Source organism: Albimonas pacifica (assembly GCF_900113695.1).
Classification (GTDB): domain Bacteria; phylum Pseudomonadota; class Alphaproteobacteria; order Rhodobacterales; family Rhodobacteraceae; genus Albimonas; species Albimonas pacifica.
In genome coordinates this window covers 122,914-135,842 of sequence record NZ_FOQH01000001.1, presented here as the reverse complement: position 1 = coordinate 135,842, position 12,929 = coordinate 122,914, and the positions used below count along the sequence as shown (strand labels likewise).

The 12,929-nt window shown below is 73.3% G+C and carries 11 protein-coding genes; 6 read left to right on the top strand and 5 right to left on the bottom strand.

The genetic code is table 11. The features are described from left to right. Nucleotides 1-37: 37 nt before the first annotated feature. The gene (locus tag BM064_RS00535) at nucleotides 38-1,516 is read left to right on the top strand and encodes an amidase (protein WP_092856725.1); all 1,479 of its coding nucleotides are present in this window, start codon (nucleotides 38-40) and stop codon (nucleotides 1,514-1,516) included. Nucleotides 1,517-1,582: 66 nt separating this feature from the next. Here the strand turns inward: BM064_RS00535 and BM064_RS00530 are convergent, their stop codons facing one another. Both BM064_RS00530 and BM064_RS00525 read right to left on the bottom strand, forming a co-directional pair. Then, on the bottom strand, nucleotides 1,583-3,091 hold the full coding sequence (locus tag BM064_RS00530; RefSeq protein ID WP_092856722.1) for a GMC oxidoreductase: 1,509 nt from the start codon (nucleotides 3,089-3,091) through the stop codon (nucleotides 1,583-1,585). 46 nt (nucleotides 3,092-3,137) lie between these two features. After that, on the bottom strand, nucleotides 3,138-4,040 hold the full coding sequence (locus BM064_RS00525; RefSeq protein ID WP_092856719.1) for a cyclase family protein: 903 nt from the start codon (nucleotides 4,038-4,040) through the stop codon (nucleotides 3,138-3,140). A 160-nt stretch (nucleotides 4,041-4,200) separates the two neighbouring features. Between BM064_RS00525 and BM064_RS00520 the strand changes: the two genes are divergently transcribed. The 5 genes from BM064_RS00520 to BM064_RS00500 all read left to right on the top strand — a co-directional run bounded on the left by BM064_RS00520 (nucleotide 4,201) and on the right by BM064_RS00500 (nucleotide 9,799). Beyond that, entirely contained in the window at nucleotides 4,201-4,530 is a 330-nt protein-coding gene (locus BM064_RS00520; RefSeq protein WP_092856716.1) for a hypothetical protein, read from the top strand. 97 nt (nucleotides 4,531-4,627) lie between these two features. Further along, on the top strand, nucleotides 4,628-5,062 hold the full coding sequence (gene trxA, locus BM064_RS00515; protein WP_092856713.1) for a thioredoxin: 435 nt from the start codon (nucleotides 4,628-4,630) through the stop codon (nucleotides 5,060-5,062). A 219-nt stretch (nucleotides 5,063-5,281) separates the two neighbouring features. Next, nucleotides 5,282-6,316, top strand: a complete 1,035-nt coding sequence (locus BM064_RS00510; protein WP_092856710.1) for a siderophore-interacting protein — start codon at nucleotides 5,282-5,284, stop codon at nucleotides 6,314-6,316. Nucleotides 6,317-6,464: 148 nt separating this feature from the next. Next, complete coding sequence (locus tag BM064_RS00505; protein ID WP_092856707.1) at nucleotides 6,465-8,579, top strand: TonB-dependent siderophore receptor; 2,115 nt, start codon at nucleotides 6,465-6,467, stop codon at nucleotides 8,577-8,579. Beyond that, on the top strand, nucleotides 8,579-9,799 hold the full coding sequence (locus BM064_RS00500; RefSeq protein WP_092856705.1) for an MFS transporter: 1,221 nt from the start codon (nucleotides 8,579-8,581) through the stop codon (nucleotides 9,797-9,799). Before BM064_RS00505 ends, BM064_RS00500 begins: the two co-directional genes overlap by 1 nt. A 46-nt stretch (nucleotides 9,800-9,845) precedes the next feature. Here BM064_RS00500 and BM064_RS00495 read toward each other — a convergent pair whose 3' ends face one another. From BM064_RS00495 to BM064_RS00485, 3 genes are read right to left on the bottom strand one after another with little or no spacing between them, the layout of a single operon-like run. Beyond that, on the bottom strand, nucleotides 9,846-10,511 hold the full coding sequence (locus BM064_RS00495) for an aspartate/glutamate racemase family protein (RefSeq protein WP_092856702.1): 666 nt from the start codon (nucleotides 10,509-10,511) through the stop codon (nucleotides 9,846-9,848). After that, nucleotides 10,508-11,968, bottom strand: coding sequence for a dihydropyrimidinase (gene hydA, locus BM064_RS00490; RefSeq protein ID WP_092856698.1), 1,461 nt, complete (start codon nucleotides 11,966-11,968; stop codon nucleotides 10,508-10,510). Before hydA ends, BM064_RS00495 begins: the two co-directional genes overlap by 4 nt. Beyond that, nucleotides 11,965-12,912: a dihydrodipicolinate synthase family protein gene (locus tag BM064_RS00485; RefSeq protein WP_092856695.1), complete on the bottom strand. Its 948-nt coding sequence runs from the start codon at nucleotides 12,910-12,912 to the stop codon at nucleotides 11,965-11,967. The genes hydA and BM064_RS00485 overlap by 4 nt, the downstream gene beginning before the upstream one ends. Between the last annotated feature and the right edge of the window lie 17 nt (nucleotides 12,913-12,929).

Below are 12,929 nucleotides of genomic sequence, written 5' to 3'. Positions count from 1 at the left end.
CGCTTCCGGCCGCCTCCCTTCGAAGACTGGAAACGACGTGACGACGGTGTTGAGCTGGGACGAGTGGTCCGCGCGCGATGGTCTGGGCCTGGCCGAGCTGGTCCGCTCCGGCGAGGTGAAGCCCGAGGAGCTGGCCGCCCAGGCCGCCGCGGCCGCCGCCCTGACCAACCCCAGGATCGAGGCGGTGATCGAGTGCTTCGACGACGCGATCGCCGACGCCTCGGCCGGGGGGACCGACCTGGGGGGCGTGTTCGCGGGCGTGCCCTTCCCGATGAAGGACCTCGGGCCGACCGTGGCGGGGCGGCTGCAGGAGCAGGGCTCGAAGTTCATGGCGGGCAACCGGCCGACGTCGGACGCGTTCCTCACCACGAAGATCAAGGCCGCGGGCCTGAACATCATGGCGCGGACCACCACGCCGGAGTTCGGCTGCTGCTCGTCCGCCGAGAACCCCGAGGTCTACGTCACCCGCAACCCGTGGGACACGGACTACACGTCCTGCGGGTCGTCGGCGGGCACGGCGGCCTCGGTCGCGGCGGGGGTGTTCCCGCTGGGGCACGGGACGGACGGGGGCGGCTCGATCCGCATTCCCTCGGGGGTCTGCGGGCTGGTGGGGCTGAAGAGCTCGCGCGGGACCTTCTCGGTCGCGCCCTACGCCTCGGACTACGCGGCGCCGGTGTCGACGCAGGGCTGCCTCAGCCGCACGGTGCGCGACACCGCCGCCTTCGTGGACGCCTGCCGGGGCGGGGCGCCCGGGGAATACATGCCCTACTGGACGCCCGAGGTTCCGTTCCTGGAGATGATCCAGCGCGACCCCAGGCCCCTGAAGATCGCGGTCAGCCATGAGTGGGGGCCCTACCGCGCGACGCCCCATATCGCGGCCGAGCTGGAGCGGGTCGCGAAGGTGTTCGAGGACCTCGGCCACCATGTCGAATGGGTCGTCCCCACGGTGGACTTCGAGAAGGCCTACGCCGCGCAGACCACCTGCTACATCACCCAGTTCGCGCAGACGGTGAACAACCTGCTCCGCGCGCGGGGCCTCGAGACGCCCCCCGCGGACCTGATCGAGCCGATGAACATCCGCATCTGGGAGGAGGGCAAGGACGCCTCCTTCACCGAGCGCTCGGACATGCAGTATGCGTTCAACGAGACCTCGCGCGCCTTCGGCGCGTTCTTCGAGAGCTGGGACGTGATCCTGACCCCGATCACCGCGCGGGAGACGCCGCGGATCGGGACGACGGAGTACCTGACCACGACCTCCGAGCCCTCGCCGCTGGCCTGGTTCGAGAACCTGTGGGGGTTCTTCGCCTACACGCCGCTGAACAACCTGTGCGGCACGCCGGGCCTGTCGATCCCGATGGCCCGCCACGCCAACGGCCTGCCGCTGGGAATGCACCTGCAGGCGGCGCAGGGGCGCGACGGGCTGCTGCTGCAGCTCGCGGCGCAGGTGGAGCGATCGCTGGGCGGCGACTGGCACGGGGGCGCGAAGCCCGCGGTGCATGTGACGACCGAGGGCTGAGGCGCGCCGCATCGCGGAACCCGAGAGCCCCGGCGCGCGCCGGGGCTTTCTGCGTCTCAGGTCCGCTCAGGCGGTGAGGCGGGCGGCGACGTTCTCGGCCCAGGCGGCGATCGACTGGGTGGGCGGGGCCGCGGTCGGGGCCGGCAGGGCGGCGGCGTCGGCGACGTGCAGGCCCGGCAGGCCGTGGATCTGGCCGGCCGCGTCGACCACGCCCCCCGCCTCGGGCAGGCCCAGGCAGGCGCCGCCCATCGGGTGCACCGAGGAGGGGCGGCGGCCCATGCGCATCGTCCCCCCGGCCTCGCGGGCGAGCTGCTGCATGGTCTCGTAGACGCGCGCGTAGATCGGGCTGTTGGCGGGGTCGAAGTCGATCTTCAGCCGCCCGTTCTCCAGCCGCACCACCCCGTCGGCCGCATCCACCCCCATGGCGGAGGCGACCGAGCCGCGCTTCAGCCGCTCCCGCCATTTGCGCGGGACCGGCCAGTAGTCGAGGCTGGGGAGGTTGTTGAGCCCGATCGAGACGCGCGGCTCCTCGGCGTCGCGCAGGAAGATGCCCCCTTTCGAGGGCAGGCCGAGGGTCAGGTCCGTGCCGGGCTCGTTCAGGTCCCAGAACCCGCGCATGTCGCCGTTGCCCGAGAAGCGGCGGCCGAGGCCGGGGATCGGCGGCAGGCCGCCCGCCTCGACGCTCGTGAGCAGCAGGCGGAGCGTGTTCATGGTCCCGGCCGCCACGATCACCGTGCGGGCGCGCAGGCGCTGGGGGCGGCCGCGGCGCAGGTCGCGGGCCTCGACCTCGTAGCGGGCGTCGGCCTCGCCGGTGGCGCGGATCGTCCGGACCTCGGTCAGGTCGCGGACCTCGAGGCCCTTCTTCATGGCGGGGGCGAGGTAGCGGATGTCGAGGCTCGACTTGGCGCCGGAGGGGGAGCCGAGGAAGCCGTTGTCGTTGGACCAGTAGTCGGTCTCCCACCGCTCGACGCCGTTCTCGTCGGTGATCTTCTTCGGGGCGTCGGGGTCTTCCGGCAGCAGGAAGCCGGTGCGCACGTCGACCTTGGGGATCGCGGGCTCGACGGCGGGGTGGTTGTGGTAGCGCTCGCGCGAAGTTCCGGGGGGGCGATTGTGATCGCCCGGCTTCGTGGACTGGATGCGCGCGAGGAAGGCGGCGTTGTGGGGCGCCATGCTGTCTTCGGAGATGCCCTCCACGTGGCCGTCCCAGTAGTCGGGCGCGGCGGGGCGGCGGTGCACGGCGGAGTAGACGTGGCTGCCCCCGCCGACGCCCGAGGAGCAGATCACCTCCATCCCCGGGGACCAGAAGAATTCCAGCATGCCGCGCTTGTTCAGCGTCAGCCGGCCGCCCGGCGTGCGGCCGCCGTTCAGCGTGCGGACCGCGCGGCGCAGCATCCCCAGGCCGCGAGGGAACGGCGCCCGGGACTTGATGCCCATCGAGCGGGTGGGGACCGTGTCCCACCACGGGCCGCGTTCCAGCAGCAGGGTGCGGGCGCCGGCCTCGGCCAGGCGCGCGGCCGTGATCGAGCCGCCGAAGCCGCTGCCGATGACGATCGCGTCCCAGGTGGGCTCGCTCATGGGGTGCGCCTTGCGTGGGCTCGCATCCGGTCCTCCCTTGCGGCGGTCAGATCAGCGCCAGCGGGCGCAGGGGGGCGCCGGTGGCGCCGGTGAACTTCGGGGCGGCGGCGATAAAGCAGACCTCGGCCGCGCCGGTCTCGGCCAGGGCGTCGAGGGCCAGGTTCTCGATCAGGTGCACCCCGGCCTCGACCAGGCAGTGCTGGTGGACGGGCATCAGGATGCGGGGATGATCGGTCCCCGGCAGCACCTCGACGGCCATGGTGTCGGCCCCGATGGCGACCACGCCCCGCTCGGTCAGCCAGCGGGCGGCGGGGAGGTCGAGCCCCGGCTCTCCGGCCACGTAGCGGGGGTTGTCGGTCATGTAGAAGCGGCCCCAGCCGGTGCGCAGCAGCACCGCGTCGGCCTCACGGGGTTCAAGGCCCGTGCGCGCGCACCACGCCTCGAGATCGGCGACGCCGACGGGGCGGCCGGCCTCGAGATGCTCGCCCCCGTCGAGGCCCGAGAGGTCCATGACCAGGGCGCGGGTGACGATGGGCGGGATCTGCTCGGCGCCCAGCTCGGCGAGGCCCTGGTCCCCGACCACCTCTTCGGCGCTGCGGTTCCCGAACATGCGGTCGCCGATGGTGAAATGGCCCAGCGCGTCGATGTGGGTGCCGACGTGCATGGTCATGCCCACGCGCTCGAGGTTCGAGCCGACCTCGTTCTCGACCCCCATCGCCCGGCGCACCTTCAGCGTCGCGGCGGAGCGGGCCGAGAGGCTCATCACATAGGGCGTCTGGTTGGGCGGGATGCGCGGCGCGTCGGCCTGCACCGACTGGCCGAGGTCGATCACCCGCCCCTCGCGCGCCAGCGACAGGGCGGCGAGCGTGGTCCGGGGCGTCAGCAGGCGGCAGGCGCCCAGGGTCTCGCCCCCGGGCCACTGCGCATGGTCGTGCATGCAGGCGGTCACGTCGTCTCCTCCCCTTCGGCGGCTCGCGGGCGTTGCAGCCTCTGGCGTCTTGAGCCAACCTTCCGGCCGGTCACCATGCATGGGCCGCGGCCCCGCATCAATCGTGACCGGAGGCGCGCCGGCGAAAGACCGCGCGTCCCAACCCGGGAGGATACCGACCATGATCATCGCGCTCGTGCAGATCCCGCGCAGCCCCAAGCCGCCGGCGGAGGCCGCCATCAAGGGCGGGCTCGCCTCGGCCCCGATCTACCGGGAGGTGAAGGGGCTGATCTCCAAGCACTACCTCAACGGCGAGGCGGGGGGCGGCGGCGTCTACATGTTCGACACGGCCGAGAACGCGCAGGCCTGGTTCAACGACGAATGGCCCGCCTGGATGGAGAGCCGCTTCGGAACCCGCCCCACGCTGACCATCTACGACTGCCACGTGGTGGTGGACAACGTGGCGGGCGAAGTGCGGGTGGACGGCGAGCCGGCCGAGCTGCCGGCCTGATCCGCCCCCCGCGCGCGGCGATCTCGTCGCGGAGGCTTCCGCGGCGGGGCCCTCGCCCCCACATGCATCGCCGGATTTGAATGCGAGGAGATCGGCGATGGCGATCAAGCTCACCTGCCTGGCCTGCGGGCAGGCCAACCGCGTGCCTGCGGAGAAGCTGGGCGCGGGACCCAAATGCGGCGTCTGCGGCGCGGGCCTGGCGACAGGCGCGCCGGTGGACGTCTCCTTCGACGTGCTGGAGAAGGCGGCGCGCACCGACGAGTTGCCGCTGGTGGTCGACTTCTGGGCCGCCTGGTGCGGCCCCTGCCGGATGATGGCGCCGGAGTTCGCGAAGGCCGCGAAGCAGATGCAGGGCCGCGCCCGCTTCGCCAAGCTCGACACCGAGGCCGCGCCCCAGGCCGGCGCCCGCTACGGCATCCGCGGCATCCCGCTGCTGATCGCCTTTCACCGCGGCCGCGAGGCCAAGCGCCAGGCCGGCGTCCAGCCGGCGGCGAAGATCGTGGAGTGGACGAGCGGCCTCGTCACCGCCTGACCGCGGCGGGGGGGCCGGGGCGCCCGCGCCCCCGCCCGAACGCCGGGCGGCCGCCCGACGAGGCGCCGTCGCGTCGGGCGGGCGGAGCGCTTGACGCGTCCGGGGCGCGGGGCTAACGGGGCGGGAGGGGCCGCTGCCAGCCCGTCGCCAGTTCGACGGTCCCGCGCGAGATCTCGCGCGTCGTCGCCGCCCCGATCTTCCCCGAACCCGCGAGGGTCCATGTCCGCCCCCCTGACCGCCGGCGCGCTGGCGGATCTTTCCGATCCGCAGGACGCGCTCCAGCGCCTCGCCGCCATGGCCGAGGGCTGGGGCCTCAATGTCCGCCCCTCCGACGCAGGCGGCCTCGCGATGCGGGGCGAGGGCTGGGCGGTCGACATCCTCCCCGCCCCCGGGGGCCTGTCGCTGGCCGCCGAGGCCGGGGACGAGGCGATCCTGCGCGGGCTGAAGGAGATGGCCGAGTTCATGCTCGCCGACCTTTCGGCCGAGGCGGCCGAGCGGCTGCGCTGGTCCGACGGCGCCCGCCCCGGCGCGCCCGCCGCCGACTTCCGCGAATGGACCTATCTGCGCCGGCACGCCGTCATGCCCGGGCTCGACCGCCTGGTCTTCGCCTGCGCGGACGCGGCGCGCTATGCCGGCGCGCCGATGCATGTGCGCCTGCTGGTCCCGCCCTGCGACGGGTCCGCGGCGCAGTGGCCGCGCCAGAAGCCCAACGGCGGGCTCGCCTGGCCCGCGGGCGAGGCGACGCTGGCCGCGCGCGTCTACACCGTGCGCCGGGCCGATGCCGCGAGCGGCGAGATCGAGGTCGACGCGGTGGTCCACGGCGACGACCTGCTCGCCGGCTGGGCGGCGCGGGCGCGGCCGGGCTGGCGGCTGGGGGTGCTCGGGCCCTCGGGGGCGCCGCCGCTCGACGGGCCGCTGATGGCGGGGGCCGACCTCTGCGCCCTGCCCGCGCTGGCGCGGATCCTCGCGGCCTCGGCCGGGCGGGAGGGGCTAGCGGTGGTCGCGGCGCCGGCCGAGGCGGCCGCCTATCTCGCGCCGCCCGCGGGGATCGCGCTGAAGATCCTGCCCCCCGACGCCGGCGCCGAGGCGCTGGCGGACGCCTTCCTCGAGGCCGCCGAGGCGCGGCCGCTCTCGCCCTCCGCCCGCTGGTGGTTCGCCGCCGAGGCGGCGGGGGTGCGCCGCGTGCGCGGCCGGCTCGACGCGCTCGGCGTCGCGCGGGGGCGGCGCGACTGCGTCGCCTACTGGCGCGCCTGACCCATCCCGCAAGGCCCGGCGGCCGCCGACGGCGGCCCGGGACCCAGCCCGACCCGCGAGCGCGCCGCCGCGCGCGAAAGACCGACGAAAACCGTCGGTCTCCCGGGCGTTCCGCGCGGGGGGCCGGCGCAAGCAGAGGGACCCGACCATGACCGCAGACCGCCCCCACAGGAGCGTCCTTCGCGACGGCGCGGCGCCGCTGGCGCTGATCGCCACGCTCGCCGCCGCCGCCGCCTCCCCTGCGCTCGCTCAGGACGCCGAGCCGGTGACGCTGAGCCCGATCCTGGTCGAGTCGGAATCCGACTCCACCCTCCGCCAGGACGGCTACGTGGCGCAGGAGGGGCGCCAGGCGACCAAGGTCGACACGCCGATCCGGCTGATCCCGCAGGCGGTCTCGGTGGTCACCCAGGACCAGATGGAGGACCAGAAGCCCCGCACGGTGCTCGACGCGCTGGCCTACACCACGGGCGCCAACATCAACGCCTTCGGCTACGACAGCCGCTACGACGCCTATTACATCCGCGGCTTCCCCGCCTACTACACCGGCATGTTCCGCGACGGGCTGCGCCTCTACAACGGGCCGTCCGCCTGGTTCCGCAACGATCCCTGGACGCTGGAGGGGATCGCGGTGCTGAAGGGGCCGTCCTCGTCGCTCTACGGCGTCTCGGGGCCGGGCGGGATCGTCAACATGGTCTCCAAGCGGCCCAAGGACGAGCCGTTCCGCGAGGTCGAGGTGCTGGCCGGCACCAACGACCGATACCAGGGCGCCTTCGACGTGACCGGCCCGGTCCCGGGGTCGGAGACGCTGAGCTACCGCCTCACCGGCCTCGCGCGCAGCGCCGAGACCGAGCTCGTCGGCTTTCCCGACGACCGTCTGCTGATCGCCCCCGCCCTGCGCTGGGAGATCACGCCCGACACCACCCTGACCCTGCTGGGCGAGTACGGCGAGGCGACCGCCGGCGGCACGGCGGGGTATTGGAACTCCAGCTACGGCGTCGCCTCGCGGATCCCCTCGGCGGACCCGGCCTGGAACGACTTCGACCAGACCCAGTGGCGGATCGGCTGGGAGCTGGAGCATGAGCTGACCGATCAGGTCACGCTGCGCCAGAAGGCCCGCTATGCCGACGTGGACGCGGACCTGCAGTACTCGGGCCTCTATTCCACCGGCGCGCCGACGCTGGCGCGCTACTGGGGCCACTACACCGAGACCATGGCCCAGTTCACGATCGACAACCAGGCGCAGGTCGAGATCGCGACCGGCCCGGTGGATCACACGCTGCTGGCGGGGATCGACTACACTTGGGCGGAGTACGACGCGAATTCGCTGGTCGACTACGCCTCGCTGGCCTCGATCCGGAGCTCGGCGGTTCCCTATTCGGGCGGGCAGAACCAGAACCAGATCGGGCTCTATGTGCATGACCAGGCGGTGTGGCGCGACCTGACGGTGTTCCTGTCGGGGCGCTGGGACCATGTCGAGACCACCTCCCGCGACGCCGCGCGGGTGGGGACGGACACCACGGACGAGGCGTTCTCGGGCCGCATCGGGGTCAGCTACGACCTGGGGAACGGGCTTGCGCCCTACGCCAACCTCGCGACGTCCTTCTCGCCCAACATCGGGCTGGTCTACGAGCCCGCCTCGGCGGCGGTGGGCGCCCCCGCGAAGCCCACGACGGCGCTGCAGAAGGAGGTGGGGATCAAGTACGCGATCCCCGGGACCAACAGCCTGCTGTCGGCCGCGCTCTTCGACATCGAGCAGGAGGACGGCGTGGTCTACGACACCTCGACCGGCGTGAACCGGCAGGTGCAGCTCGACCTGCGCTCGCAGGGCGTCGAGTTCGAGGCGGCGACGAGCTTCGACAACGGGCTGGGGATCATCGCCAGCTGGACCCACCTGCGCATGACCATCGAGGAGGGCGCGGCCGGGACCGCGGGTAACGAGCTGTCGGCGACGCCCAACGACATCGCCTCGCTGTGGGTGCACTACGCGCCGCCGTCCGGGGCGCTGAAGGGCTTCGGCTTCGGGGCGGGGCTGCGCTACATCGGCGACAGCTGGGGCGACGACGCCAACAGCTTCCTCAACGAGGACCGGGTCTTCGTCGACCTGGCGGTCAGCTACGACCTCGGCCGGCTGGGGATCGAGAACGCGCAGGCGCAGCTCAACGTGCGCAACCTGTTCGATACGACCGATCAGACCTGCTCGGCCGGCTACTGCTACTGGGACGAGGGCCTGAACGCGACCCTCGCCCTGCGCTACCGCTTCTGATGGGCGCGCGGAACGCGGGGGGAGGCGCGGTCTCCCCCTGGGGCGTGACGCTCGCCATCGGCGGGCTCTACGTGGGCCAGAGCGTGATCGGCGGGCTGACCTGGAGCGGCCTGCCCGCCGTGCTGCGCGCGCAGGGCCTGCCGCTGGAGCATGTGGGGCTGCTGTCGCTGCTGGCGCTGCCCTGGGCGCTGAAGTTCCTCTGGGCGCCGGCGGTGGAGCGCTTCCGGCTGCCGCAGGGGCGGCCGGCGCGCTCGGGCGCGGTGGTGCTGATCGGCGGGGCGGCGGCGGTCTGCGGGCTCGGCGTGGCGGGGATCGTCGGGCCGACGCCGCTGCTGGTCACGCTGGCGGCGCTGATGGCGGTGGCCTGCGCGACCTCGACCGTCGACATCGCGGTGGACGGCTACGCGGTGCAGAACCTGCGGGACCGGGAGCTCGGCTGGGGGAACGCCGCCCAGGTGGGGGGCGGCTACCTGGGACATGCGCTGGGGGCGGGGGCGTTCCTCGCGGCCGTGGGCTGGGTCGGCTGGGGGCCGGCGGTGGGGCTGGCGATCCTCGCCGTGGCGCTGCTGGCGGTTCCGTTCCTGCTGCGCGTGCGGCGCGGAGAGCCCGTCGGGGCGCCCGGCCCCCGACCCTCGCTGCGCGCGGCGCTGGCGCGGGCGGAGATCCGGCGGGGGCTGGTGCTGGCGGCGATCCACGTGACCGCGCAGAAGACCGCGATGGGGCTGCTGGGGCCGTTCTTCGTCGACCAGGGCTGGAGCCTCGCGCAGGTGGGGCTGCTGAACGGGGCGGGCTCGCTGGGGCTGGGCGTGGTGGGCGCCGGGCTCGGCGGATGGCTGGTGCGCCGGCTGGGGATCCGGGCGGTGCTGATCGGCGCCGCGGGGGTGCAGGCGGGCGTGCTGGGGCTGATCGGGTTGCACGCGGCGACCGGCGCGCTCCCCGCCCCGGCGCTGATCGCGCTGGCGCTGGCGGGCGGGTCGCTGGTGATGGCGACGGGGTTCGTGGCGCTCTACGCCCAGTTCATGCGCTGGTCGGACCCGGCGCAGGCGGGGGTGGACTTCACCCTGTTCCAGAGCGCGGACGCCGCGGTCTCGATGACCACCGGGCTCGCGGCCGGGCTGCTGGCGGGCGCGCTGGGCTACGCGGCCTTCTTCTGGATCGCCGCGGCGCTGGCGCTGGCGGCGGTCCCGGCGCTGGTCTGGGCGACGCGGGGCGCGCGCTGAGGCGGAGGCCCCGGGTCAGGCCCGGGGCCCCTGCGCCGCGGGCGGATCACCCGGCGACGAGCGCCTGCGCCAGCGCCATGCCGGTCGCGGCCTGCACCGGGTCGATCACCGGCACGCCCAGCGCCGCCTCCAGCGCCACGCGGTGGCCCGCCATGCCGGCGCAGCCGAGCAGGATCGCGCCCGCGCCGTCGGCCTTCAGCGCCTCGCCGACCTCGACGATGCGGGGGAAGGACTCGGGCGCGTGGCTTTGCGCGACCGACATGTTCAGGGGGCGGATGTTCGCGAGCCGCCCCAGCACCCCCATGCGGCGCATGTAGGGGCGGTGGCGCAGGATCGACTTCGGCGACAGCGCGATCGAGCCGAAGAGGTCCGCCCGCGACATCGCCGTCAGCACGGCCGATTCCTGGATCCCGAACACCGGGCAGGACGCGACCGAGCGGCAGACCTCCAGCCCCGGGTCGGAGTAGCAGGCGATGACGAAGCCGGAGGCGTCGGTGCGCTCCTTCGCCATGCGGGCGAGCGGCATGACCACGCTGTCGCTGTCCTCCTGCGTCTCCACGCCGAAGGGGCCCTCGGTGAGGGTCACGCATTCGATGGCCGGGCCGCCGGGGAGGGCGAAGCCGGCCAGCGCCTCGCGCATGCCTTGCGTCACGTCCTCGTTGGAGTTGGGGTTCACGACGACGATAGGGCCTTTGGGGGAGCCTCTGGTCATGGGGCGATCTCCGCGCCGAAGTTGTGGGCGGGGTCCAGTTCGGGGGCCTTGTAGCCGGGGCGGCCCGCGATCTCGGGCAGGCCGCGGGAGATGAAGGCGCCGGAGCCGCGCTCGGCCTTCAGCTCGCCGCCGTCGACGATGCGACGACCGCGGCTCAGGACCGTGACCGGCCAGCCGGTGAGGCTCATCCCCTCGAAGGGGGTGTAGTCCATGGCGTCGTGCTGGTCGGCGGCGGTGACGGTGCGGGTCAGCTTCGGGTCCCAGATCGCGATGTCGGCGTCGGCGCCGATGCAGATGGTCCCCTTCTTCGGGTGCATTCCGTAGAGGCGGGCTGCGTTGGTCGCCGACAGCGCCACGAAGTCCTGCAGCGTGATGCGGCCGGCGTTCACGCCTTCCGAGAACAGCAGCGGCAGGCGCAGGGCGATGCCGGGCATGCCGTTGGCGATCTTCTTGAAGGGGGCGTCGGGGCCGTTGGAGAGTTTTCCGGTTTCGTCGAACCGATACGGCGCATGGTCGGAGGACCAGAGCGTGAAGGTGCCCGTCTGCAGGTGCTTCCACAGCGCCTCGCGGGTGCGGGCGTCGCGCACGGGCGGGGAGCACATGAACTTCGCGCCCTCCATGCCGGGGCGGTCGAGGTCGGATTTGTCGAGGAAAAGGTACTGCGGGCAGGTCTCGGCCCAGACCTTGGCGCCGTCGGCGCGGGCGCGGCGGACGATCTCTGCGCCCTCGGGGGTGGAGACGTGGACGATCACCAGGGGCGCGTCGACCAGCTTGGCGAGGCAGATGGCGCGGTGGATCGCCTCTTCCTCGGCCAGCGCGGGGTGGGAGGGGGCGTGGTAGCGCGGCGCGGTGTGGCCCGCGTTCATGAGCTGCTCGCCCATCCACTCGATCATACCGTTGTTCTCGGCATGGACCATGGTGACGGCGCCGTGGGCCTTGGCCACGGCGAGGATGTCGAGGAACTGGCGGTCCTCGATCTTCATCAGCGGGTAGGTGATGAAGACCTTGAAGGAGGTGACGCCGCGGGCGAAGGCGGCGGGGAGCTCGTCCTTCAGGACCGTTTCGGTCGGGTCGGCGACGATCAGGTGGTAGCCGTAGTCGATCACCGAATTGGGCGCCGCGCGGCCGTCGTAGAGGTCCAGCGTCTGCGTCACGCCCATGCCCCGGTGCTGGGCGGCGAAGGGGACGAAGGAGCTGTTCCCCCCGAAGGCCGCCGAGACCGAGCCGGTGTAGTAGTCGTCCGCGGTCATGATCCCCGCGGCGCTCTCCTGGGCGATGTGGCAGTGGGCCTCGATGCCGCCGGGCAGCACCAGTTTCCCGGAGGCGTCGACGACGTCGGGCGCCTCCAGGCTTTCGCCCATCGCGACGATGCGCCCGTCCTTCACGCCCACGTCGGCGGCGAACACGTCGGAGGCGGTGGCGACCGTCCCCCCCTTGATCACGAGGTCCAGGGTCATGCGGCGAGACGTCCTCCGGCGGCGGGGACCCGCGCCTCGGCGCGGGAGATCAGGCGGTCGAGTTCGGCGAGGTCGGCGGCGGTCAGCTTCGGGCCCGGCGCGCGGACCTTGGCGGACTTGATGGCGCCGCGGCGGCGCAGCGTCTCCTTGCGCAGCGCGAGGCCGAGGCCGGGCTGGACCTCGTGGCGCACCAGCGGCAGCCAGGCGTCGAACAGGTCCTCGGCGGCGTCGGCCTTGCCCTCGGCGTGCAGGCGCACGACGTCGACCATCATCTCGGGGAAGGCGAAGCCGGTCATGGCGCCGTCGGCGCCGCGGGCGAGCTCCTGGCACAGGTGCAGGCCGCCGTTGCCGCAAAGGATCGAGAGGCGGGGGGTGGATTCGGTCCCCGAGCCCTCGCGCACCCGGGTCAGCTTGTTCAGCCCCGGGCAGTCCTCATGCTTGAGCATCACGATCTGGGGGTGGCGGCGGGTCAGCTCCAGGATCGTGTCGGCGGAGACCTTCACGCCGGTCAGCTGGGGGTAGTCCTGGAAGCAGACCGGCACGTCCTCGCCCAGCATGGCGCAGGCCTGGGCGTAGTAGTTCAGCACCTGCTCCTCGGTGGCGAGGCTGGGGATCGGGGCGATCATCACGCCCGCGGCGCCGGCCTCCATCGCCTCCTGTCCCAGGCGCGCGAGGTTGTCGAGGCCGGGGGCGGAGACGCCGACGATGGTCTCGAAGCCCTTCGGCGCACGGGCGAGGAAGCGGCGCATCACGGCCCGGCTTTCGTCGGCGGCGAGCTTCATCGCCTCGCCCATCACGCCGAGGATGGTCATGCCGTCGCAGCCGGCGGCGATGTAGCTGTCCACCAGGCTGTCGATGCTCTCGAGGTCCAGCGCCCCGTCGTCGGCGAAGGGGGTGGCGGCGATCACGTAGACGCCGGCGGTGTGGCGGTCGATCTGGGTCATTGGGGGGGTCCTCCCGG

Excerpts from the sequence above, each read along its gene's own strand:
- BM064_RS00530 (WP_092856722.1), bottom strand. The coding sequence starts at position 3,091 with ATGAGCGAGCCCACCTGGGACGCGATCGTCATCGGCAGCGGCTTCGGC.
- BM064_RS00520 (WP_092856716.1), top strand. The coding sequence starts at position 4,201 with ATGATCATCGCGCTCGTGCAGATCCCGCGCAGCCCCAAGCCGCCGGCG.
- trxA (WP_092856713.1), top strand. The coding sequence starts at position 4,628 with ATGGCGATCAAGCTCACCTGCCTGGCCTGCGGGCAGGCCAACCGCGTG.
- BM064_RS00510 (WP_092856710.1), top strand. The coding sequence starts at position 5,282 with ATGTCCGCCCCCCTGACCGCCGGCGCGCTGGCGGATCTTTCCGATCCG.
- BM064_RS00505 (WP_092856707.1), top strand. The coding sequence starts at position 6,465 with ATGACCGCAGACCGCCCCCACAGGAGCGTCCTTCGCGACGGCGCGGCG.
- BM064_RS00500 (WP_092856705.1), top strand. The coding sequence starts at position 8,579 with ATGGGCGCGCGGAACGCGGGGGGAGGCGCGGTCTCCCCCTGGGGCGTG.
- BM064_RS00495 (WP_092856702.1), bottom strand. The coding sequence starts at position 10,511 with ATGACCAGAGGCTCCCCCAAAGGCCCTATCGTCGTCGTGAACCCCAAC.
- hydA (WP_092856698.1), bottom strand. The coding sequence starts at position 11,968 with ATGACCCTGGACCTCGTGATCAAGGGGGGGACGGTCGCCACCGCCTCC.
- BM064_RS00485 (WP_092856695.1), bottom strand. The coding sequence starts at position 12,912 with ATGACCCAGATCGACCGCCACACCGCCGGCGTCTACGTGATCGCCGCC.